The organism is Ruegeria sp. YTSA219, assembly GCF_059609985.1.
On the sequence record NZ_JBXWMT010000017.1, the window covers coordinates 1 to 21,884 of the forward strand.

Consider the following 21,884-nt stretch of genomic DNA (forward strand, 5'->3'; position numbering starts at 1 on the left):
GAACAGGCATCTCCCAGCCCGCAAAATCAACCAACTTCCCACCCAACTCAACATGCAAACCATGCAAAGGCGTGCGCCTAATATCCGTCATAAATAAATCCTTTCCCAAGCCAGTTTTCCGAGGTCATCGAATAGCTTGCAACGATGAATTTGCAGGACAGTCTGATATCACCAAGGTTCCTGTGGACGGTCTTGCGAGTCAACAACAATACCGCCCGGCCAGATTCGGGGGTGAGCGAGAATAATTTCCAAACCGCAACGAACGGCTCTGGCCCCAGACCTAGACCTGTCCTAAGACTTGCCACGCAAGAGGGACCGACATGTCACATATCACACTGGTGCGTCACGGGCAGGCCAATACCACCGCGCGCGACGAAAAGAACTATGACAAGCTCAGCGATCTGGGACATCAGCAGGCCCGCTGGCTGGGGGCGCATCTCCAGGACACACGCAGCCATTTTCCCCGGGTCTATTGCGGCACCCTGATCCGCCACGCCGAGACCACCGCCAGCATGGGGCTGACTGATCCGATCCGCGATCCGCGGCTGAACGAGATCGAGTATTTCACCATCGCGCAGCTGTTCGAGGAACAGCACGGAGTGAAAGTGCCCACTGATCGCGAAGGTTTTGTCGAGCATCTGCCCCGCACCTTTGCCGCCTGGGCCGATGGCGCCATCAAAAACACACCGGAAACCTTCGAGGAATTCGAAACCCGGGTGCGCGACGCGCTGACCGATATCGGAACCGAAGGCGGCCCTGCCATCGTTGTGACCTCGGGCGGGTTGATTTCGATGGTTGTCCGGCAGGCGATGGGGCTGGATATCCCGGCCATGGCGCGGGTGGCTCTTGCCATCATGAACACGTCAATGCACCGTTTATACCCGATAGGTACACAGCTCAGCCCGGTTCTGTTCAATGCCGTTCCGCATCTGGAAGCACCAGACCGGCAGTTTGCACAGACCCACCTGTAACCCCAAACCAGAGGCTTTGTGATGCAACTTTACTATGCCCCTCGCACGATTTCGGTCGCCGTTGCGATTGCACTGGAAGAGGCCGGGCTGGACTATGAGGCGATCCAACTGGACTTTGCCAGTGGAGAGCAAACCAAATCCGCCTACAAGCAGATCAACCCAAAAGGCCGGGTTCCGGCGCTGGTGGTTGACGGTGGGATTTTGACCGAAACCGGGGCACTTTTGGAGTTCATCGCAGCAATGGCTCCGAAGGCCGGGCTGGTGCCTGCGGACCCGATCATGGCCGCCCGGATGCGCGAGGTGATGTATTACCTTGCCTCGACCATGCATGTGAACCACGCCCATAAGCTGCGCGGCGCGCGGTGGGCCGACAAGAAATCCAGCTGGAAGGATATGACGGCAAAAGTCGCGCAGACCATGGCAGCGTCCTGCGACTATATCTGTTCGAACGGTCTGCGTGGACCGTTTGTGCTGGGCGAGGCGTTCTCGCTTGCCGATGCCTATTTGTATGTGGTTTGCAGTTGGTTGGAAGGCGACGGCGTCGACATCGCAGCCTACCCCAAGATCGTCGCCTTTCGTGAGGCGGCAGAAGCGCGCGCTTCGCTGAAAGCCGTACGTGCCGCCGGAATGCTCTGATAAAGGGGACAAAATATGACGCATCTATGGGTCCGGGCCGAACAGCGCCCGAACGAAGAACGGGTCGGGCTGACCCCTGAAGGCGCTTTGGCGCTGATCGCTGCTGGCATCCGCGTAACGGTCGAGGAAAGCCATGTTCGCGCCATCCCCATCGACGGTTACAAGGCTGCTGGCTGCGAGATCGCGCCCGAGAACTCCTGGCCAGATGCACCCAAGGACGCGATCATCTTTGGCCTCAAGGAACTGCCCGAGGATGGCACGCCCCTGCCCCACCTCCACATCATGTTCGGCCATGCCTATAAGGGTCAGCATTCCGGCCGGGCGCTGCTAGAACGGTTCAAGGCCGGGGGCGGAACGCTGTATGATCTGGAATATCTTGTCGACGAAAACGGCCGCCGAGTCGCCGCCTTTGGCTATTGGGCCGGCTATGCCGGGGCTGCGGTGACACTCAAGACTTGGGCCGCGCAGCAGCGGGGCGCGGAATGCCCTCCGGTTGGTGTCTATCCCAGCAAGGACGCGTTGAATTCCGAGCTTCTGGCTGAACTAGATGCCATCGAGGCCAATAGACCAAGGGCCATCGTCATCGGTGCTCTTGGCCGCGTGGGCACCGGCGCCAGCGACCTTTGCACGGCGATGGGTGTCAGTGTCACCAAGTGGGACATGGCCGAAACCGCCAGCGGTGGGCCGTTCCCTGAAATCCTGGACCACGACCTGTTCCTGAACTGTATCTTCGCGCGCCCAGGTACGCCGATTTTTGTCCCACATGAGGCACTGGCCGCTGACTGCAAGCTGACCGCCATCGGCGATGTCGCCTGTGACCCCGACAGCGATTATAACCCTGTTCCGGTTTATGACCGAGCAACAACTTGGGAGGCACCTGCCCTGCGCGTGGCGACCAATCCGGTTCTTGATGTAGTTGCAATCGACAATCTGCCGTCGATGCTACCGGTCGAAAGCTCGGAAGATTATGCAGCACAGCTTCTGCCTTCTCTGCTGACCCTGACCGATCTGGACAGCGGCGTCTGGGGCCGGGCCCGCGATACTTTCGACAACCATGTCTAGGAGTAGCCACGCATGGAACACCTGATCGGAGGCGCGGCTGCGGTGCTGGGCACTGTATGTTGGCTTCCTCAAACCCTAAAGACCTGGCGCTCCCGCGAGACCAAGGATCTGTCTATGCCGGCGAACCTGTTGATTCTGGCCACGCTGAGCCTGTGGCTGATTTACGGAGTGATGATTGCGGCATGGCCGCTGATATTGGGTAATGTGATCTCGATCCTGCTTGTCAGCGCGATCGTGATTGCAAAACTGAGGTTTGGCTGAACAGCCGTAAAGGAGTTTTCACATGACGATTCACTGGTGTGGCACCGGCCTGTCGGCCATTCCCGGCTTACGCCGCCTGATCGAAGGCGGGCACAAGGTCACGGTCTGGAACCGGACAATCGAAAAGGCCAAGGCCGAAGTTGGTGACCTGACCAGCGATATCCGCGTTTTTGACATCGACGCCTTGGCGGCGGTGCTGGAACAGGGCGATGTCATCGTTTCGATGTTGCCCGGCGACTGGCACGTGCCCTTGGCCGAGCTTGCAATCGCGAAACAGGCGAATTTCGTCTCATCCTCCTATATCGCCCCCGAGATGCGCGCGTTGGACGAGGCGGCCCGCGAAGCCGGGGTGGCGCTGGTCAACGAGGGCGGGCTGGACCCGGGCATCGATCACCTGATGGCTCATGCACTGATCGACGACTATCGCGCTTCGGACGCGTTCGACCCGCAGAACCACCTGAGTTTCATCTCTTATTGCGGTGGCATCCCCAAGCATCCGAACCCGTTCCGGTACAAGTTCAGCTGGTCACCGCTGGGTGTGCTCAAGGCGTTGCGTTCACCATCGAAATCAATTCGCAATTATGCTCCGCTGGACGTGGCGCGCCCATGGGATGCGATTACCAGCTATATCGCACCCCTGCCCACACCCGAAAGCTTTGAGGTCTATCCGAACCGCGACTCGATCCCGTTCATGGCGCAGTACCATTTCGAGGATCACTGGCCGGTCAAGGAATTCGTCCGCGGTACGCTGCGTCTGAATGGCTGGGCCGATGCGTGGTCGGGTGTGTTTGCCGAAATCGAAACCCTGTCCGGCCCCGAAGGCGATGCACGCCTGAAGGAGATGTCGGACCAGTTCTGGGCCGACAACGCCTATGACGAGGGCGAGCCGGACCGTGTGGTTCTGTGTGTGGGCCTGAAGGCGGAAAAAGACGGCGTTCCGGTCTGGCACAAAACCTATGTGATGGATGCCTGGGGTGACGACCGCGGCACGGCAATGGCGCGGCTGGTCTCGGTCCCCGTTTCACTGGCTGTCGAAGCCGTCTTGAACCGCGCTATTCCGGCAGGCGTTCATGCGGCCCCCAATGATCCGAAACTGGTGCAGGGCTGGATGGCTGAAATCGACCGGCTGGCGCAGCACCTCGCGATCATTGACCATTCCAACTGAGATGACCGTCACGCCAATCAGGTGGCGTGACGGCAATAAAACTGGTGCCTACATCAGATCATTTTCCACGTCCTCGGCCGATACCCCTAGCGCATCCAGACCATTTTCCAGATGATCTGACATGTGCGGCGTTCCGATCAGGTAATCAGCACAGGGGGTTGAGGCTTCGGCCCTTGCGGTGGCGATGGCTTCGACCAGATCCTCGGCGAAGAAGCTTTCACGCCCGATCCACATGATAGCCACCAGTTCGGCCTGTTCGTCCTCGCTCATGTGATCAATGAACGCGCGCAACTCGCCCTCGGCCCGATTCAGCTCGCGCCCCATCAGCGCAACCTGAGCAACTTTTCTTGCTGAAATTTCCAACATGACCCGACTCCTGTGTTCGCGGCTTTCGAATGAAACAACCACTAGGCAGAGCCCGAGTCTTTGATCTTGAACAAACGCGTTAGCGCAGGCGCACACGCGAAACCGGCTGATCCGGCACCGGTGCGGTTCTGAACGGGCGAAAGGTGGCTTTTTTCACCCAAAGTTTAAGTGCTTGCCAGATGATCAGCGCAAAGGTCCGCCGCGCACCAAATGGGCGGCGCAGCAGCGACCACAGGATCACCCGGTTGGTCAGCGGACGGCGTGTCCCGGTCAGGGTGGCGATCAATCCGCCCTCGGGGCGGGTATACTCGATCCAAACGCCAACACGTTCGGGGCGATAGTCGAAACGGAAGGTATAGCTGCCCTCGATCTTCTGGAAGGGCGAAACATGCAGCAGCTTGTCAGCCACCATCCTGTCTGTCACTTCGATGGGCGCAAAACCGGGCTTGTGGCACAGATAGCTGTGGCGCGTGCCATAGGTGTTGGTCACCTCGGCCACCACCGCATTAAGCACATCCTGTCCATCAAAACAGAACCAGAAGCTGACCGGGTTGAACACATGCCCCAGAACCCGAGGCTGCGTCAGCAACATCAGGCGCGCCGGTTGCGCCACCTGCAACTGATCAAACCGCGCGCGCAGCCAGGCGGCACCGTCGCCCTGGCCCGGCTCACCCCCGTGATCCTGCGACCGCCAGTTGGCAAGATTGGCCCGGTTCACCGAAAATAGCGCCGGAGTGGTCAGATCGCGTTCAGGGTTCAGAAGAATGTAGTCGACCGAATAGCGGAAGGCGTTTTCGATCGCCCCCTTGCGCCCGTGAAAGGTATGGCCCGCAACATGATCAACGGTCTGTGTCATTCGATATGGTCCGACCCGCTTGTAACCGCCCGGAGGGGCGTGGTTTTCTGAAGGTTTCTGTTACTTAGAATACGGCATCCAGCCAGGATTGGATCAAAAATATCGCTTCAGAGTGATCCGGCTTGGGACACCAACCGTATTGTGGTTATGTTTACCGAGATAGACACCGTGACCTTGGACGAGCCGGCGGCTACACCCGCCGTCCTCAAGCCTTGGCGCACAAGAAAACGCATCAAGGGTAGACAGGTGAACGGAACACAAAGCAGTTGCGACACCAGGATTGAGTGGGTGGACCATGTCAGGCGCATTCGGGATGCGCAGGATCAGGCGGCTTTTGCCGAGCTGTTCCAGCATTTTGCGCCGCGGATCAAGGCGTTCCTGATGAAGTCAGGCTCGGACGCGACCATGTCCGAGGAATGTGCGCAAGAGGTGATGGCGACCTTGTGGCACAAGGCCCATCTGTTCGATCCGACCCGGGCAACGGTGGCCACATGGGTGTTCACCATCGCACGGAACAAACGCATCGACGCCCTGCGCAAGCAACGGCGCCCCGAACCGGAAGAACTGGGCTGGGGCCCCGAGTCCGAACCTGATCAGGACGACGTGATCGTCTTGCAACAAGAAACCGCGCAGCTGCGCACTGCCTTGAAGGCGTTGCCTGACGCGCAAAGAGACTTGATCGAAAAGGCCTATTTCGGAGACCTGAGTCACCGGGAAATTGCGTCTCAGACTGGATTGCCTCTGGGAACGATCAAATCAAGAATTAGGCTGGCGCTGGATCGCCTGCGCCACGCAATGAACTGAGACAGAGACGATGAGCAAACAGATTAAGCATCACCTGACGGAAGATCTGCTGATGGCATATGCCGCCGGCAGCCTGCCCGAAGCGTTCGATCTGATGGTCGCGACCCATCTGTCGCTGTGTGACCATTGCCGCGCGCAGGCTGAAAGCTTTGATGCGGTTGGCGGACAGATACTGGACGCGCTGCCCTATCCTGCCCAAATGAACGACAGCGCGCTGGCTGCGACGATGGCGCTGATCGCCCAAGGCGTACCGACCCCCAAGCCCGTGAACAAGGGCTGCGCCGTGCTACCTGCCCCCCTGCAGGACTACGTCGGCGGCACTGTCAATGACATCCGATGGCGGCCCATCGGAATGGGCGTCAGACAAGCTATCTTGCCGACGAGCGGCGACGCTTCGGCACGTCTGCTGTTCATTCCGGCCGGAACCGCAGTTCCGGATCACAGCCATAACGGTATGGAATTGACCATGGTTCTGCAGGGTGCTTTCTCGGATGAGGTTGATCACTTTGCACGCGGCGATGTTGAGATTGCCGATGAAGATCTGCATCACACCCCGACCGCAGACATTACCGCAGATTGCATCTGTCTGGCCGTTACCGACGCGCCGCTAAAATTCACCAAGCTCATGCCCCGCTTGTTCCAGCCCTTCCTGCGTATCTGATCTCTGGGACCTGACGCGATGCGCTGGCCAAATCCGGCCAATGTCGCATCGAACGGCTTATCAGATTTCGTGCCGCGCCAGCGGTACAACGCCCGGCGTGTCGTCAGGTGCGATCTCTTCGAAATCGAAATTGTCCAGTCGCTGCGCCCGGCGCCCGGCCTTTTCAGCGCTGATCTTGATTTCCGAGATATCCTTGGCCGCCTGCCCGAAATGCCGGTCCAAATTGGAAACCCGATCGCCCAGGCGATCTACATCCTTGTGCAGCAGACCCAGCTCTTTGCGGATAGCACCCGCCTGTTCCCGCATCCTTGCGTCCTTCAGGATCGCGCGCATCGTGTTCAGCGTTGCCATGCAGGTGGTGGGCGAGACGATCCAAACACGTTTGGTAAAGCTCTCCTGCACCAATTCGGGAAACTTGGCGTGCAACTCGGCATAAACCGCTTCGGAAGGTAGGAACATCAACGCGCCATCGGCGGTTTCCCCGTCCAGAATGTATTTCTCGGAGATGTCGTTGATATGCTTGCGCACAGTTGTTCGGAACATCTGCACCGCCGCTTTCAGCTCCGTATCATTGGTCGACCCGATCAGCGCCTCATACGCTTCCAACGGGAATTTGCTGTCGATCACAATGGGGCCGGGTGGGTTGGGCAGGTGGATCAGGCAATCCGCCCGACGCCCGTTCGACAAGGTCGCCTGCAGCTTGAAACTGTCCGAGGGCAACGCCTTGGAGACGATATCGTTCAACTGAATCTCTCCGAACGCACCTCGCGTCTGTTTGTTCGACAGAATATCCTGAAGCGACAGCACATCGCCCGATAGTTTGGTGATGTTATCTTGCGCCTTGTCGATGGCCGCCAGACGCTCCTGCAGCTGGGTCAGTGACGTCGCCGTTTGTTTCGACGAGCCGTGCAGCGATTCCTTCATCCGCTCCTGCATCTCGGCCAGCGCACGTGCGGATTTCATCGCGTTATCTGCCAGCCGATCGTTCATCTGCTGCTGCACCGAAGACAGGCGCGATTCAACCGTCTGGATCACCTGCAGCTGCGCATTGGCCTGCGTGTCCGAGACATGCTGCAGACCACCGCGCAGCTGCTCTTGTCCTTGTCCCAACTGCTGAACATGTTGACCCAGATGCGCCATTTGCCGCGACAGTGGCTCGGCCATCCTGGCTGACCGGTTGGCCGCTCGCAAAGACAGGAACAGCAGCAACAGGATCAATGCCACCACCCCGCCAACGATCAGGATCACGGGGTCGTTCAATGCCAATTGGGTTCCTGCAATCTCGATCATGTTGCCTCGGATGTTCTTGTTTTATTCTTCATAGCCCGCGCACCGCGCGGGATCAACTGCGTCCGAACAATCGTTCGATATCGGCCAGTTTCAGTTCCACATAAGTTGGCCGCCCATGGTTGCACTGGCCGGAATGGGGTGTCGCCTCCATCTCGCGCAGCAGGGCGTTCATCTCTTCGGCCCGCATTCGGCGGCCCGAGCGGATCGAACCATGACAGGCGACACGGCTGAGGATCGCCTCAATCCGCGCCTGCACCTTCTGGCTTTCACCCTGATCGGAGAGCTCATCCAGAATATCCAGAATCATTGCGCGGGCGTTGACCTCACCCAGAATGGCCGGGGTTTCACGCACGGCAACCGCACCGCCGCCGAAGGGCTCGAGCGTCAGGCCAAAGCGAGAAAGGTCATCCGCCACCGCCAAAAGTCGCGCGCAGTCGCTTTCAGACAACTCTACGATCTCGGGGATCAGCAGCGCCTGCGCCGCCACGCGGTTCGCCGCCATCTGGGCTTTCAGCTTTTCATAGACCAACCGCTCATGCGCGGCGTGCTGATCGACAATCACCATACCATCAGCGGTCTGGGCGATAATGTAGTTTTCATGCACCTGCCCGCGTGCAGCCCCCAAAGGCAGGGCTTCTACCGGCGTCTCGGAAACAGATTCCGCGACCGGCTCGACCACGCTGCCGCTGTAATCGCGGGTCAGTTCAGCAAAGCCCGGTGCCTGCGCCTGATAGGCCATCTGGCGCGCGGCGGGTGAAGGGCGATCCATCTGGTAGACCCGCGCCGGAATGGGTTGCGGTGATTCGGGCCGCATCGCGCCGAGGGTCGCGTTCGCTACGGTTGAAGACGCCCGATGCCCGGCCTCTGCCAGTGCGTGCCGCAGAGCCGAGACAATCAGCCCGCGCGCGACGCCAGGGTCGCGGAACCGCACTTCGGATTTGGCAGGGTGCACGTTCACATCCACCAGCGTCGGATCACAGTCGATGAACAGAGCCGCCGCCGGATGCCGATCACGGCTAAGAAAGTCGAAATAGGCCGCCCGCAATGCACCGGTCAGCATCTTGTCACGCACAGGCCGTCCGTTGACGAACAGGTACTGCGCCACCGCTGCGCCCCGAGAATAAGTCGGCAGGGCGGCATAGCCATACAGCCGGATACCCTCGCGCGTGGCGTCAATTTGCAACGCGTTCTCGGCAAACTCGCGCCCGATCACGCGGGCCAGTCGGGCATGCAACGCGTCAAACAGATCACCATTCTCGCGGTCAGCCCGGAAGGTCACGCGCCCCTCGACGCCGCCCGAGACATCGCGCAGGGTAAAGGTGACCGAGGGCTCGGCCATGGCCAGACGTTTGACCGTATCGGCAATGGCCTGTGTCTCGGCGCGGTCGGTACGCATGAATTTCAGACGCGCAGGCGTGGCAAAGAACAGATCGCGCAACTCGACCACGGTCCCCGCACGCAGAGCCGCGGGTTTCACCGCGGACATTGTGCCACCAGCGACCTGAATCTGCGCCGCATCCGCCCCCGGAACACGACTGGTTATGGTCAAACGCCCGACCGCGCCCAGCGACGGCAACGCCTCACCGCGAAAGCCGAAAGTATGAATGTTCAGCAGATCCGACCCGTCGATTTTCGAGGTTGCGTGGCGGGACAAAGCCAACGGCAAATCCGCCGCCGCAATACCACAGCCGTCATCGGTGACGCGAATCAGCGTCTTGCCCCCATCGGCGATCTCTATCGCAACCCGCGTGGCACCTGCATCAATGGCGTTCTCGATCAATTCCTTGACCGCAGAGGCCGGTCGCTCGACCACTTCGCCGGCTGCGATCCGGTTGATTGCAGCATCGTCCAACTGCCGAATTACCGGTCGAAACTCGTTGATATTGGGGTTTGCCTGCTCCATACCCCTAGACCTAGCACATGCGCACACGATTCTGCCACTGCTATGGCATTCAGATTTTGTGCAAGAGGGGGGCGTTCGGACAATCGCGCCGTGTCGGCCCGCAAGGCGACGACCTTGATCACGATTGCCCGAACAAGCCGGGGTGAGTGGTGGTCAGTTGCTTAACAATACAACAACCTTAGCACGATCTGCAGATTAAGGCTCATTAACTCTGGTCGTGCTGTTGGCGTTGGCAAAGTTCAGCCGAAATACGGCATCAGCCAACAGCAGGAATATGCCGGATCAAACAGTGCCTGGAGCACCCGCGCGGGTCCGGCAGGGGCCGAAAACAGCCGCAAGCGCCAGAATCACACCAGATACCGTTGCGATCATTCCGGCGGCACTCACGGCATCGCGGGCACCCAGCCATAATGGGCCATAACCCGCCAGAACATAGCCCATCACCGCCGAAACCACGGCAAATACAACGCTCCATGCGATTTGAGATTCCAATCGGTTGGTCATCAACCGCGCCGCAGCGGGGGGGCAGATGAACATGGCAATCACGATGATCGAGCCAACCGCGTCGAAGGATGCGACAGCAGCAATCGCCGCTGTGATCACCAGCGCAAACCCCAAAGGACCGGTCCGAATACCAACCGTGCTGGCAAAACCTTCGTCAAAGGTCGAAATCTTCAATGGTCGCCAGAATATCCAGGTAAACAGGGAAACCCCCGCAAGCGTCAGCGCGATACGCGGCAATTCCGGGGGCAACCCCGCAAGCGCGGCCGGGTCCCGCAGCGAGGCCCATCCCGTTGCGTCCAGCCAGATCAGACTTTCGAGATTGCCATACAGCGCGTGTTCCACATCCAGATGCACGGTCGAGGTGTCCGTCTGCTCCAACAAAAGAACACCCGCCGCAAATAGGGTAGTAAAGACCACGCCCATTGCCGCACCGGGTTCGATCTGACCCAGCCTGCGGATCGCTTCGATCATCACAACGGCAACCACGGCAGCACCCGCCGCGCCCAGCATCATCGGCCAGGTCGAGATCGCGCCGGTCAGCAGAAAGGCCACCACGATGCCCGGCAACACTACATGGCTGATCGCATCCCCGATCAGCGCCTGTTTGCGCAGAACCAGAAAGTTCCCCGGAAGGGCGCAGGCGATGGCGGCAAATGTCCCGATCAGCAGCGGTGTCAGTGACAGGGGAACGAATTCTTCGCCGCTCATGGTGCTATCCCCTGCGGGCCGCCGATCTGGCGGTCGATCTCGGTAATCTGGTCGCGGGTCAGCACGGTTTCGATATCGCGCAGCCCGTCATAAAGCGCCGCCGTTGCTTCGTGGGCCTGGTCCGTGCGAACGACCTCCCACCGCTTTTCGTCACGCAGGGCTTTGGCGGCGCGGGCCTTGCCAGCCTCAGTTGCCACGCCGTCGGGGCGGGCCAACCCGGCCCGGCGTAACAAACGCAGGGTCAGCGGCTCATAGATTTTCTGCCCTTGTGCCAACGCAAGCAAGCCCTGCCGGATATGAACCCGACGCTGGAATTGCAGGTGCCGCAAAACCGCCGCCAGAACACCGCGAACCGGCGCCAACAGCAACGACAGGACAAACACGGCAAAACTGACAAGAACGATAAGCGGACCCGTCGGCAGATTGGGAGCCGCCGCCGACAGCGCCGCACCGATATAACCCGAGACGCCCCCGATCAGACCCGCCAGCAACACTACTCTTTCGGACCGCTCAGTCCAAAACCGGGCTGTCACCGGCGGAATGATCAAAAGCGCAACGATCAGGATCAGCCCGACAACTTTCAGGCCAACCACTGTGACGGCCATTACCAGACCCATCATTGCAAGGTCGATGCGATGCACCGGCAGGCCCCTGGCTGCGGCAAATTCAGGGTCAAAGGCCACGATCGTCATTGGACGGCGGATAATCATGACAAGCGCCAGTGTTGCCGCGCCTCCGATCGCAATGATCATCGCATCTGCCCAAAGCATCCCTGCGGTCGAGCCCAGCAGAAACCCTTCGAGCCCCGCCTGTCGGCCCACACCCATGGTCTGGATCACCGTCAGCAGCACAATGCCGAAACCAAAGAATACAGATAGGACCGCTCCGATCGCGGCATCCTCGGCCAGCCGCGTGTGCCGCGTCAGCCAGTTCATACATAAAAGGCCGATCCAAGCGGATATTGCCGACCCGACGAGCAGGCCGATCAGGTTTCTGCCGTCCCCACCGAGGGCCACAAGCACCATAAAGGCCAGACACACACCCGGCAATGTCGCATGGCTGATCGCATCGCTGACCAGTGCACGTTTGCGCAAGAACAGAAATGTGCCGGTCACCCCGGCGGAAATGCCCAGCAGGCTTGCGCCGATTGCGACAAGCGTGGCGTTATAGCCAAGCTGAAGGGTCAGAGCATCCCAATGCATGACTCACCCCAGCGCGCGTGAGATCTGGTCGATCTGCGCCGTAGCCAGACGGCCGCCATAGGCAGATTGCAATGTCTTGGCCGTAAAAGCCTCGGCCACGGGCCCCTCGGCGACTTTGCGCGTGTTGATCAGGAAAACATGGTCGAAATAGTCGGTGACGGTCGCCAGGTCATGATGCACCGCAACCACGGTCTTGCCCGCCTCTTTCAGGGATTTCAGGACCGAAATGATGGCCTTTTCCGTTGCCGCATCAACCCCGGCAAAAGGTTCGTCCAGCAAATACAGATCGGCGGCCTGCGCCAAGGCGCGCGCCAGAAAGACCCTCTGCTGCTGGCCGCCTGATAACTGGCCGATCTGCCGGTCGGCAAAGTCACGCATCCCTACACGGTGCAGACAATCCATCGCCCGCGCCTTATGCCGGGCGCGCACCCGTCCCAACAGCCCCAGCTCGCGCGACAAGCCCATCAGAACCACGTCAATCACGCGCGTCGGGAAGTCCCAGTCCACGCTGGCCCGTTGCGGTACATATGCAATCCGGGACCGCTGCCGGTCCAGCCGATCACCATACACTGTCACCTGCCCGGACAGGGGTGACACAATCCCCAACGCAGCCTTCAACAGGGTCGATTTACCAGCACCGTTTGGCCCGATGATCGCTGTCATGGCACCCGGTTGCACGGTCATATCAACCGAGAAAACCGCCGGCTTCTGCCCGTACGAGACGGTCAGGCCACGAATGGCCAGCGGGCTTTTTCCAATGTCGTTTTCCGGAAGGGGGATGCCCTGATGTGCCGCCAGTTCCAGCATCTCTTAAAACCCCGCCGACAGATTGCCGCTCATGCCAGTTTTGGGAATATCAGCCCCCAGAGCGCCTGCGATTACTGTGATATTGTGATCCAGCATCCCGATGTAGGTACCCTCATAGGTGCCGGGCTCGCCCATCGCGTCCGAATAAAGCTGTCCACCGACTTCGACCTGATGTCCCCTGGCCGCTGCGCCCTCGATCAGCGCACGCATCGACCGATCCGAGACCGAGCTTTCCACGAAAACTGCCGTCAGTTGCCGGTCAACCAGCGTATCGACCAATTCGCTAATCCGGTTCAGTCCCGCCTCGGATTGGGTTGAAATACCCTGAATTCCAAGCACATCGTACCCGTATTCAGCACCGAAATACCCAAAGGCATCATGTGCCGTCACCAGAACACGGTTGTTTTCCGGGACCGCTGCAAGCACTTGCTTGCCATAAGTCTCCAGTTCCGCGATCTGCGCAAGAAAGGCCTCTGCGTTTTCCGCAAAGGTGTCCGCGGCCTCGGGGCGCGCTTGTGTCAGGGCTTTTTGCACCTCGACCACGACATCGCGCCACAGGGCCGGGCTCATCCAAAGATGGGGATCGTATTTGTCAGCATAATTGTCATGCGCGTGCAGCTTTGACTTATCAACGCCTTCGGCTACCGCAACGACCATGCGTTTACGCCCTAGGTCATGGAAGAACTCTTCCATCTGCGCCTCAAGATACAGACCATGCCACAGGATCAGATCGGACCTGGTCATAGCGACGATATCACTGCGGGTCTGACGATAGGCATGCGGGTCGACGCCGGGGCCCATAAGGCCCTTCACCTCGACCTGATCACCTCCGACCTGACGGGCGGCATCGGCAATCATACCGGTCGTGGCCACCACTTTCAGCGGCGCATCGGCCCAGGCCGAGAATGGGAATACAGCGGCGAATGCCAGCGCTGCAAGGAAACTACGACGAATCATATCAGACCCCGGAAATGGTATCTTGCTAAGATGAATATGAGAACCGCTCGCAACTAAGTCAATGCTATTGAGAATTATTCGCAAGAAAACGCCTATTTTGTCCATTTGGTCAAAAAATTTACCCTTCCAATGCCGGATGGCCTTCCATTTGCATCTTACCCGTGCGAATTTGATACAAACCTCCCAAAGGATGTGAAAATGGAAACGCAGAGCTCAGAAAGCCCCGTGCGCACCGCGCATCTGCCGCAAGTGACCGAGCCCCGGAACCCTGGAATGGAGCTTGATCTGGATTGGGTGCGGGCCGTACAGGTCAACACCTCGGCCGTTGAGCGCCGCGCAGCCACCCTGCCGGGTCGGCGCTCGGTGAAAAAGGACTACCAGGCGGCGTGGCTGCTCAAGGCGATCACCCTGATCGACCTGACCACCCTATCGGGAGACGATACCGTCGGCCGTGTCCGGCGCCTGTGCGCCAAAGCGCGGCAACCCGTGGCTTCTGCAACACTTCAGGCGTTGGACATGCCACCTATCACCACCGGCGCGGTCTGTGTCTATCACGACATGATCGAAACCGCTGTGGATGCGCTGAAGGGCACCGGGATTCCGGTGGCCGCCGTATCGACCGGATTCCCTGCAGGCTTGTCCCCGTTCCACCTGCGCGTGGCCGAGATCGAAGAAAGCGTCAAAGCCGGAGCCGAGGAAATCGACATCGTAATCTCTCGGCGTCATGTGCTGTCGGGCGACTGGCAGGCCTTGTATGACGAGATGAAAGCGTTCCGCGTGGCTTGTGGCGACGCGCATGTCAAAGCCATCCTTGCAACCGGCGAACTGGGCAGCCTACGCAACGTGGCGCGCGCCTCGCTGGTCTGCATGATGGCGGGGGCGGATTTCATCAAGACTTCGACCGGTAAGGAAAGCGTCAACGCCACGCTGCCCGTGTCGCTGGTGATGATCCGGGCGATCCGCGATTACTATGACCGCACCGGGTATCGTGTCGGATATAAACCCGCAGGCGGGATTTCCAAAGCCAAGGACGCACTAGTTTACCTGTCGCTGATCAAGGATGAGCTGGGCGACCGTTGGCTGGAGCCGGACCTGTTTCGCTTTGGCGCGTCGTCGCTTTTGGGCGATATCGAACGGCAGCTAGAACATTTCGTAACGGGTGCTTATTCCGCCGGTTACAGGCACTCGATGGGCTGAGGACGAAAACAATGACAGTCAAAGAGATTTTCGAGACCATGGATTACGGCCCTGCCCCCGAAAGCTCAGCCGAAGCGCTGGCCTGGCTGGTCGATCAGGGTGACAAATTTGGTCACTATATCGACGGGACCTTCACCAAACCGGGCAAGGGGTTCGACAGCCGCAACCCGGCGACCGGAGAGGTTTTGGCCAAGCTGACCCAGGCCAAGCAAGCCGATGTCGACGCCGCCGTATCCGCCGCCCGCAAGGCGCAGCCAAAATGGGAGAAGATGGGCGGTGCGGGTCGTGCGCGCTACCTCTATGCCATCGCGCGCCTGCTGCAAAAGCACTCGCGCCTGTTTGCAGTGCTGGAAAGCTTGGATAACGGCAAGCCGATCCGTGAATCGCGCGACATCGACATCCCTCTGGTACAGCGTCACTTTTACTACCACGCCGGCATGGCGCAGTTGATGGAAAGCGAACTACCCAACGCCGAAGCGCTGGGAGTGTGTGGACAAATCGTTCCTTGGAACTTCCCGCTGCTGATGCTGGCTTGGAAGATTGCTCCGGCGCTGGCCATGGGTAACACGGTCGTTCTGAAACCTGCCGAATATACCTCTCTGACCGCGCTGCTGTTTGCCGATATCTGCTCACAGGCCGGGCTGCCCAAGGGTGTGGTCAACATCGTCACGGGCGATGGCGCGGTAGGTGAGATGATCGTGGCCTCGGACGTGGACAAGATCGCCTTTACCGGCTCAACCGCAGTGGGGCGGCGCATCCGTGAGGCGACCGCCGGTTCGGGTAAGGCGCTGACTTTGGAGCTGGGTGGCAAGTCCGCCTATATCGTCTTTGACGACGCCGATATCGATTCCGCCATCGAAGGGCTGGTCGACGCGATCTGGTTCAATCAGGGTCAGGTTTGTTGCGCGGGTTCGCGTCTGTTGGTTCAGGAAGGCATCGCCGATCGGTTCCACGAGAAACTGCGCGCCCGAATGGACACTCTGCGCATCGGTGATCCATTGGACAAATGCATCGACGTGGGTGCTGTGGTCGACCCGGTCCAGTTGCAGACCATCAAGAGCATGGTCGACAGCAACACCGCGGGTCACGTTTATCAGGCGGCCGGCGCGCTGCCCGAAAATGGCTGTTTCTTCCCGCCAACGCTGATCTCGGGCCTCGAAACCTCCGATCAACTGATGCAGGAGGAAATTTTCGGTCCGGTGCTGGTGTCCTCGACCTTCCGTACTCCGGAAGAGGCGGTTGAGCTGGCCAACAACACCCGTTACGGGCTGGCGGCGACGGTATGGACCGAGAACGTGAACCTTGCACTGGATATCGCACCGAAGCTGGTCGCGGGCGTTGTCTGGGTGAATGCCACCAATCTGTTCGATGCCGCGGCCGGGTTCGGCGGTGTGCGCGAAAGCGGCTTTGGCCGCGAAGGTGGCTGGGAAGGTCTGACCGCCTACACCAAGCCCAAAGGCAAAGGCAAACCATTGGCCAAGGCCGAGGCCGCGATGGGCGAAGGTGCCCCGGTCGATCCGATTGACCGTACTGCCAAAATGTATGTCGGCGGCAAACAGGCCCGTCCTGACAGCGGATATTCGAAACCCGTCTGGGGCAAGCCTGGCCTGCTGGGCCATGTGGGTCTGGCCAACCGCAAAGACGTGCGCAACGCGGTCGAGGCCGCAGCGGGGGCCAAGGGTTGGTCAAAGACCACCGGCCATCTACGGGCACAGATCTTGTATTACATCGGCGAAAACCTCTCGGCCCGCGCGGGTGAATTCGCTGCGCGCCTTGATGCCATGACCGGCAGGAAAGACGGCGCGAAAGAGGTCGAAGCCTCGATCCAGCGCCTGTTCACCGCCGCTGCCTGGGCCGACAAGTATGACGGCCAGGTGCACGGCGTTCCGATCCGGGGCGTGGCCATTGCCATGAAAGAACCTGTCGGCGTGATCGGCGCGCTCTGTGCTGACGAGGCGCCGCTGCTGGGTCTGGTCTCGGCCATGGCGCCTGCGATTGCGATGGGCAACCGGGTGGTTCTTGCGGCAAGCGAGCCTTACCCGCTGGCGGCGACGGATTTCTACCAAATCCTCGAAACCTCGGACGTGCCCGCTGGCGTGGTCAACATCCTGACTGGCAGCCACACGGAACTGGCGAAGCCGCTGGCTTCGCATCTGAATGTGGATGCAGTTTGGTCATTCTCGTCTACCGATCTGTCGGCCGAGATCGAGCGGGCTTCGGCCGGGAACCTGAAACGGAGTTGGGTGAATAACGCCATGGCAACCGAATGGCACGAGGATCAGACTCGCCGTTTCTTGCAGGCTGCGACCGAGGTTAAAAACATCTGGGTGCCCTACGGTGAGTAGGGACCCAGCCCTGGAGAACCCAGGGGTGCAAACAGTTTGTTCGGGTACAGATGGCGCGCTGCTGCATAGAGTGATCATTGAATGAACATAACGATGATTAACATGTGACATTGTTCATATACAGCGCCGCCACTATCCCTCAGCTTGGACCCAGTCTTAACAAGGTTGGATCGGTCCATGCTGAGTTTTCCATACGAGTTTCCTGAACTGGTACAGGTCGCCACGATGATCGGCGTCTTTGGCGCGGGCCTCTACATCACCAGCTATTTTCTGCTACAGATGGGGATCATCCGGGGCAACGGCAGCCTCTACCCCCTGCTTGTGATCGCCGCAGCCGGATGTGTTCTGTTCAGCATGTCGGAAGAATTCAACCTCGCGGGCTCGATCATTCAGCTGGCCTATATCTCGATCTCGATCCTGGGCCTGCTGCGCGGGTTTCTGTCCCGGCATTTGCTTCGGTTTTCAGATGACGAACGTCAGTTCATCGCCCTGCACCTTGAATCGCTGAAACCCCACCAAGCCCGGAAACTGTTGAACACCGCCGCCGTCAAGACCTATGAAAACGGTGACATCCTGATCGAAGAAGGCAAGACAACCGACTTTTTGGGCTTTGTCTTAAAGGGGCGGACCACGATCCTGAAAAACGGCCGGGTCATCAACCAATGTGGAGAAGATGAGATTTTGGGAGAGCTGACCTTTGGCCTTGGGCTGCCTGCCACAGCCACGGTAATAGCCACCGAACCCACCAAATGCCTGGTTTTCGACAATATCAGCCTGATGCGCTTGCTGCGGCGGAGCCGCCATATCGACGATGCATTGAAAGCAGCGCATTTCCGACATACACGGCAAAAGCTGTTGAACAGCAACAGGCACACGCTGCAGGCCCAGAGAAGACCTGCAGCGGCCTAAGGGTCAGCCGTCCAGACCTTCGGGTTTGCCAACGATGGTAAAGTGCAAACCATCTGGATCCAGCAGTTCGGACGCCACCCGGTTCACATCCTCAAGCGTCACTGCATTTACCTTGTCATTGCGTGTGGCGATATAGTCGATAGGCAAATCCTCCATCTGCATACCCACCATGATCCCGGCGATCTGGCTGTTGCCATCAAAGCGCAGCGGATAGGCACCGGTCAGATAGGTCTTGGCGTCGTCCAACTCCTTCTGAGTGACCCCTTCGGATGCGGCGCGCGCCCATTCGTTGCGGATCACATCAACGGCTTCGGCAATACGGTCATTGGCAGAGGACACCGACCCAAGATACACAGAGGCCAGATCCTTTGGCACCAGATAGGTCGCCACACCATAGGTCAGACCGCGTTTTTCGCGCACTTCCTGCATCAGGCGGCTTTCGAAACCCCCGCCGCCAAGAATGTGGTTCAACAGATAGGCGGAAAAGAAATCCGGGTCGTCGCGGTCGATCCCGGCATGGCCGAACAGAGCCACCGATTGCGGCGTATCGAACTCGATCACGCTCACTCCGCCAGTGATTGTCACATCGGCCCGCTTAGGGATCGGTTTGCCGGTATCCGGCAGATCAAGCAAGAGCTCGTCCAGCACCGCGCCCAGTTCCTCTGGGGTGATATCGCCGACCGCGCCTACATACAGACGATCCTTGGTAAACACGTTCTCATATGCCGTGACCACATCATCGCGGGTCAAGGCGCTGACACTCTCGATCGTGCCCTTGCCTTCGGAACCGTAGGGGTGATCGCCATAGGCCATTTCCGCGAAGCTGCGCCCGGCAATGTCACTGGGGCTGGTCTGATCTGACCGCAGACCCGACAGAACCTGAGCGCGAACACGGTCTACAGCATCCTGATCGAAACGCGGTTCGTGAATCGTGGTCCGCAACAGGTCAATCACCTCATCCCTGTTTTCGGTCAGAAACTGTGCCGAGATCGACACTGAATCGTCTGAGGCGCTATACCCGAACGACGCGGCCAGAGATTCCAGCTCGCGCGCATAGGTGCGGGCATCCATTTCGCCAGCGCCTTCTTCTATCAGGCCGCTCATCAGATACACCGCGCCGCGCTTTGTCGGGTCGTCCAGCGACGTGCCACCGCGGAACCGCAGCTCCAGGGCGGTGAAGGGGATCGAGTGATCCTCGACCAGCCATGCGGTGATGCCACCCGGCGAGGTGACCTCTTCAATCTCGATCTCGGCCCATGCAGGAACTGCGATGACCAAAGCTATCAGAGTTACAAATATCCGCTTCATTGCGTTACCTCATCGTCTCGCATCAGCCAGCCCGTGACCGAGGTTTCAGGCTGCAGCACTTCGCGCGCGGCGGCGATGATCTGATCACCGGTCACCGCCTGCAGGACATCAGGCCAAGCCTGTACATCTTCGACCGTCAGCCCGCTGGCCAGGGCACGGCCATAGCGATTGCCGATCCCGTCCACATTGTCTCGCGCATAGGTCTGCGCGGCGCGCAGCTGCATCTTGATCCGATCCAGATCCTCTTCGTTCACACCTTCGGCGATGAAATCGGTCACGGCCTGATCCATCGCATCCTCGGCCTCTTGCAGCGACACGCCTTCGGCCGGAACAACCAGCAGATCAAATGTGGTATCGTCAAGCGACACGCCTCGGTAGAACGCACCGGTATAGACGACCTTTTGCTGCTCGAACTGCAGTTTTTCATTCAGGTACGACGTCGTGCTGCCCCCCAGTAATTCAGCCAGAAGGAACAGGGCGGCGGCTTTTTCCTGTGCACCTGCGTCCCGTTCGGGTGCTAGATAGCTGCGCTGAACATAGGGCTGCGATACGCGCGCATCCTTAAAGGTCAGACGGCGTTCAGCGGTTTGTGGCGGCTCCTGTGATCGCACGCGTTCGGGCAGGTCCGAGTTTGCCGGGATTACCCCGTAATATTGCTCGGCCAGGGATTTGACCTCGTCTGGCTCAACATCACCGGTCACCACCAGGATAGCGTTATTTGGCGAATAGTGGATCTGATAGAAGGACAGTGCATCGTCCAGGTCCAGCGTCTCCATCTCATGTTTCCAACCGATAACGGGGACACCATAGCGGTGGTTGAGGTATTGCGCCGCGCTGACCTGTTCACCGAACAGGGCGCGCGGGTTGTTTTCGGTACGCTGGTTACGTTCTTCCAGGATCACGTCGCGCTCGGTGGCGATGTCATCATCGGACAGGCGGATATTGCGCATCCTGTCTGACTCCATCCGCATCATCAGCTCAAGCCGGTCGGCAGCAACACGCTGAAAATAGGCGGTGTAATCATACGAGGTGAACGCGTTGTCATTGCCGCCATTGGCCGCGACGGTTGCCGAAAACTCGCCCGCCTCCAGCGTGTCGGTGGCCTTGAACAGCAGGTGTTCCAGAAAATGCGCCACACCGGACGAGCCGACGGGTTCGTCCGCCGAACCGGCGCGATACCAGACCATGTGCTGCACGACTGGGGCGCGGTGATCCTCGATCACGACAACGTCCATACCGTTATCCAGAGTAAAGGTGGTGACCGCCTCGTGCCCATCTTCGGCAAAAACCGGGGTGGCGGCGATCAGAGCAGCCGACAGTGCCAGAGCCCGAACCATGGGGCATCCTCCGTTTCGTTTCTGGTGTTCAAACTACGGTGGTGCCGCGCGGGTTCAACCCCGATGACGGAAAGTTAAGAATTATTCATTGACCGGCGGCGCCGATGGCGTTTCGATTCCAGCGTTCCGCGCAGCCTGGGTTTGCTTGTTCGGGTCGATAGCCCAGCGACGGTAAACCTGCGAATATCGGTCTACGTTGAACAGCCGCAAACGGGTCCAGCGCCCCTGACGCTTGCGGAAATCCGCATCTTCTTGGTTGACGACCTGCCGTGTGTTTGACGGAACGCCATATCGGCTGGAGGCCGTGACAAGCGCGCCATCAGAGGCAGGCACAGCGGTATTTGGATTCGAAGCAGCCGGATTCCCGCCCAGCGCGGCAATAGCATCCCCTGTGGGATTGGCATCGGTCAGGTTTGTGCCACCCGGTGTCGGTGCGGGCAAAGAGTTGTAGTTCTCGGGCTGGGTCAGAGGTTTGACCGGCAGAATCGCAAACTCGTCCGGACCCGGGCCCGGCGGCTCGAGGTGGCGCAGACCGATATCCGAACATCCCGCAACCGCAAGACTCATAGTCACAACAAATATGGAACGCGGCAACCGCATGAAAGTCTCCAGCCTGTTTCAGGCGCTTTTATCGT

The 21,884-nt window shown here is 59.4% G+C and carries 21 protein-coding genes; 10 read left to right on the plus strand and 11 right to left on the minus strand.

What is annotated here, in order from left to right; all coding sequences use genetic code 11:
- Positions 1-320: 320 nt before the first annotated feature.
- From AC2FFB_RS17915 to AC2FFB_RS17935, 5 genes are read left to right on the plus strand one after another with little or no spacing between them, the layout of a single operon-like run.
- A complete protein-coding gene (locus AC2FFB_RS17915) occupies positions 321-971 on the plus strand; it encodes a histidine phosphatase family protein (protein ID WP_142640087.1) in 651 nt (216 codons plus the stop codon).
- A 21-nt stretch (positions 972-992) separates the two neighbouring features.
- Entirely contained in the window at positions 993-1,607 is a 615-nt protein-coding gene (locus AC2FFB_RS17920; RefSeq protein WP_142640085.1) for a glutathione S-transferase family protein, read from the plus strand.
- A 15-nt stretch (positions 1,608-1,622) separates the two neighbouring features.
- On the plus strand, positions 1,623-2,669 hold the full coding sequence (locus AC2FFB_RS17925; protein ID WP_496875255.1) for a saccharopine dehydrogenase: 1,047 nt from the start codon (positions 1,623-1,625) through the stop codon (positions 2,667-2,669).
- A gap of 12 nt (positions 2,670-2,681) precedes the next feature.
- Positions 2,682-2,930, plus strand: a complete 249-nt coding sequence (locus AC2FFB_RS17930) for a SemiSWEET family sugar transporter (protein WP_142640081.1) — start codon at positions 2,682-2,684, stop codon at positions 2,928-2,930.
- A gap of 22 nt (positions 2,931-2,952) precedes the next feature.
- Complete coding sequence (locus tag AC2FFB_RS17935) at positions 2,953-4,095, plus strand: saccharopine dehydrogenase family protein (protein ID WP_496690446.1); 1,143 nt, start codon at positions 2,953-2,955, stop codon at positions 4,093-4,095.
- A gap of 48 nt (positions 4,096-4,143) precedes the next feature.
- On the opposite strand, the gene AC2FFB_RS17940 is transcribed toward AC2FFB_RS17935, so the two are convergent.
- Positions 4,144-4,461 carry a DUF3775 domain-containing protein gene (locus AC2FFB_RS17940; RefSeq protein ID WP_142640076.1) on the minus strand — a complete coding sequence of 106 codons (318 nt, stop codon included), beginning with the start codon at positions 4,459-4,461 and terminating at the stop codon, positions 4,144-4,146.
- A gap of 79 nt (positions 4,462-4,540) precedes the next feature.
- The gene (locus AC2FFB_RS17945) at positions 4,541-5,317 is read right to left on the minus strand and encodes a DUF1365 domain-containing protein (protein WP_142640074.1); all 777 of its coding nucleotides are present in this window, start codon (positions 5,315-5,317) and stop codon (positions 4,541-4,543) included.
- A gap of 147 nt (positions 5,318-5,464) precedes the next feature.
- Here AC2FFB_RS17945 and AC2FFB_RS17950 point away from each other — a divergent pair, with 147 nt between their 5' ends.
- Entirely contained in the window at positions 5,465-6,121 is a 657-nt protein-coding gene (locus tag AC2FFB_RS17950; protein WP_142640072.1) for a sigma-70 family RNA polymerase sigma factor, read from the plus strand.
- Between the two features lie 10 nt (positions 6,122-6,131).
- Positions 6,132-6,782 (plus strand): ChrR family anti-sigma-E factor, encoded by a 651-nt coding sequence (locus tag AC2FFB_RS17955; protein WP_281973765.1) that lies wholly within the window; start codon positions 6,132-6,134, stop codon positions 6,780-6,782.
- Between the two features lie 60 nt (positions 6,783-6,842).
- On the opposite strand, the gene AC2FFB_RS17960 is transcribed toward AC2FFB_RS17955, so the two are convergent.
- The 6 genes from AC2FFB_RS17960 to AC2FFB_RS17985 all read right to left on the minus strand — a co-directional run bounded on the left by AC2FFB_RS17960 (position 6,843) and on the right by AC2FFB_RS17985 (position 14,153).
- Complete coding sequence (locus AC2FFB_RS17960) at positions 6,843-8,072, minus strand: DNA recombination protein RmuC (protein WP_496875256.1); 1,230 nt, start codon at positions 8,070-8,072, stop codon at positions 6,843-6,845.
- Positions 8,073-8,124: 52 nt separating this feature from the next.
- A complete protein-coding gene (gene mutL / locus AC2FFB_RS17965) occupies positions 8,125-9,975 on the minus strand; it encodes a DNA mismatch repair endonuclease MutL (RefSeq protein ID WP_496875257.1) in 1,851 nt (616 codons plus the stop codon).
- Positions 9,976-10,257: 282 nt separating this feature from the next.
- Positions 10,258-11,187: a metal ABC transporter permease gene (locus AC2FFB_RS17970; protein WP_496875258.1), complete on the minus strand. Its 930-nt coding sequence runs from the start codon at positions 11,185-11,187 to the stop codon at positions 10,258-10,260.
- On the minus strand, positions 11,184-12,389 hold the full coding sequence (locus AC2FFB_RS17975; protein WP_282022374.1) for a metal ABC transporter permease: 1,206 nt from the start codon (positions 12,387-12,389) through the stop codon (positions 11,184-11,186). The genes AC2FFB_RS17970 and AC2FFB_RS17975 overlap by 4 nt, the downstream gene beginning before the upstream one ends.
- 3 nt (positions 12,390-12,392) lie before the next feature.
- Positions 12,393-13,196: a metal ABC transporter ATP-binding protein gene (locus tag AC2FFB_RS17980; protein WP_281996044.1), complete on the minus strand. Its 804-nt coding sequence runs from the start codon at positions 13,194-13,196 to the stop codon at positions 12,393-12,395.
- 3 nt (positions 13,197-13,199) lie between these two features.
- Positions 13,200-14,153 carry a metal ABC transporter solute-binding protein, Zn/Mn family gene (locus AC2FFB_RS17985; protein ID WP_142640058.1) on the minus strand — a complete coding sequence of 318 codons (954 nt, stop codon included), beginning with the start codon at positions 14,151-14,153 and terminating at the stop codon, positions 13,200-13,202.
- A gap of 198 nt (positions 14,154-14,351) precedes the next feature.
- Between AC2FFB_RS17985 and deoC the strand changes: the two genes are divergently transcribed.
- From deoC to AC2FFB_RS18000, 3 genes are all read left to right on the plus strand, one after another.
- Positions 14,352-15,350 (plus strand): deoxyribose-phosphate aldolase, encoded by a 999-nt coding sequence (deoC, locus tag AC2FFB_RS17990; protein ID WP_281973768.1) that lies wholly within the window; start codon positions 14,352-14,354, stop codon positions 15,348-15,350.
- Positions 15,351-15,361: 11 nt separating this feature from the next.
- Positions 15,362-17,695, plus strand: coding sequence for an aldehyde dehydrogenase family protein (locus AC2FFB_RS17995; RefSeq protein WP_281996042.1), 2,334 nt, complete (start codon positions 15,362-15,364; stop codon positions 17,693-17,695).
- A gap of 177 nt (positions 17,696-17,872) precedes the next feature.
- On the plus strand, positions 17,873-18,604 hold the full coding sequence (locus tag AC2FFB_RS18000) for a Crp/Fnr family transcriptional regulator (protein ID WP_271952139.1): 732 nt from the start codon (positions 17,873-17,875) through the stop codon (positions 18,602-18,604).
- Between the two features lie 3 nt (positions 18,605-18,607).
- Here the strand turns inward: AC2FFB_RS18000 and AC2FFB_RS18005 are convergent, their stop codons facing one another.
- From AC2FFB_RS18005 to AC2FFB_RS18015, 3 genes are all read right to left on the minus strand, one after another.
- Positions 18,608-19,912: a M16 family metallopeptidase gene (locus tag AC2FFB_RS18005; protein WP_271952138.1), complete on the minus strand. Its 1,305-nt coding sequence runs from the start codon at positions 19,910-19,912 to the stop codon at positions 18,608-18,610.
- Positions 19,909-21,249, minus strand: a complete 1,341-nt coding sequence (locus tag AC2FFB_RS18010) for a M16 family metallopeptidase (RefSeq protein WP_496875259.1) — start codon at positions 21,247-21,249, stop codon at positions 19,909-19,911. The genes AC2FFB_RS18005 and AC2FFB_RS18010 overlap by 4 nt, the downstream gene beginning before the upstream one ends.
- Positions 21,250-21,330: 81 nt before the next feature.
- Positions 21,331-21,849, minus strand: a complete 519-nt coding sequence (locus AC2FFB_RS18015) for a DUF3035 domain-containing protein (protein WP_271952136.1) — start codon at positions 21,847-21,849, stop codon at positions 21,331-21,333.
- Positions 21,850-21,884: the final 35 nt, after the last annotated feature.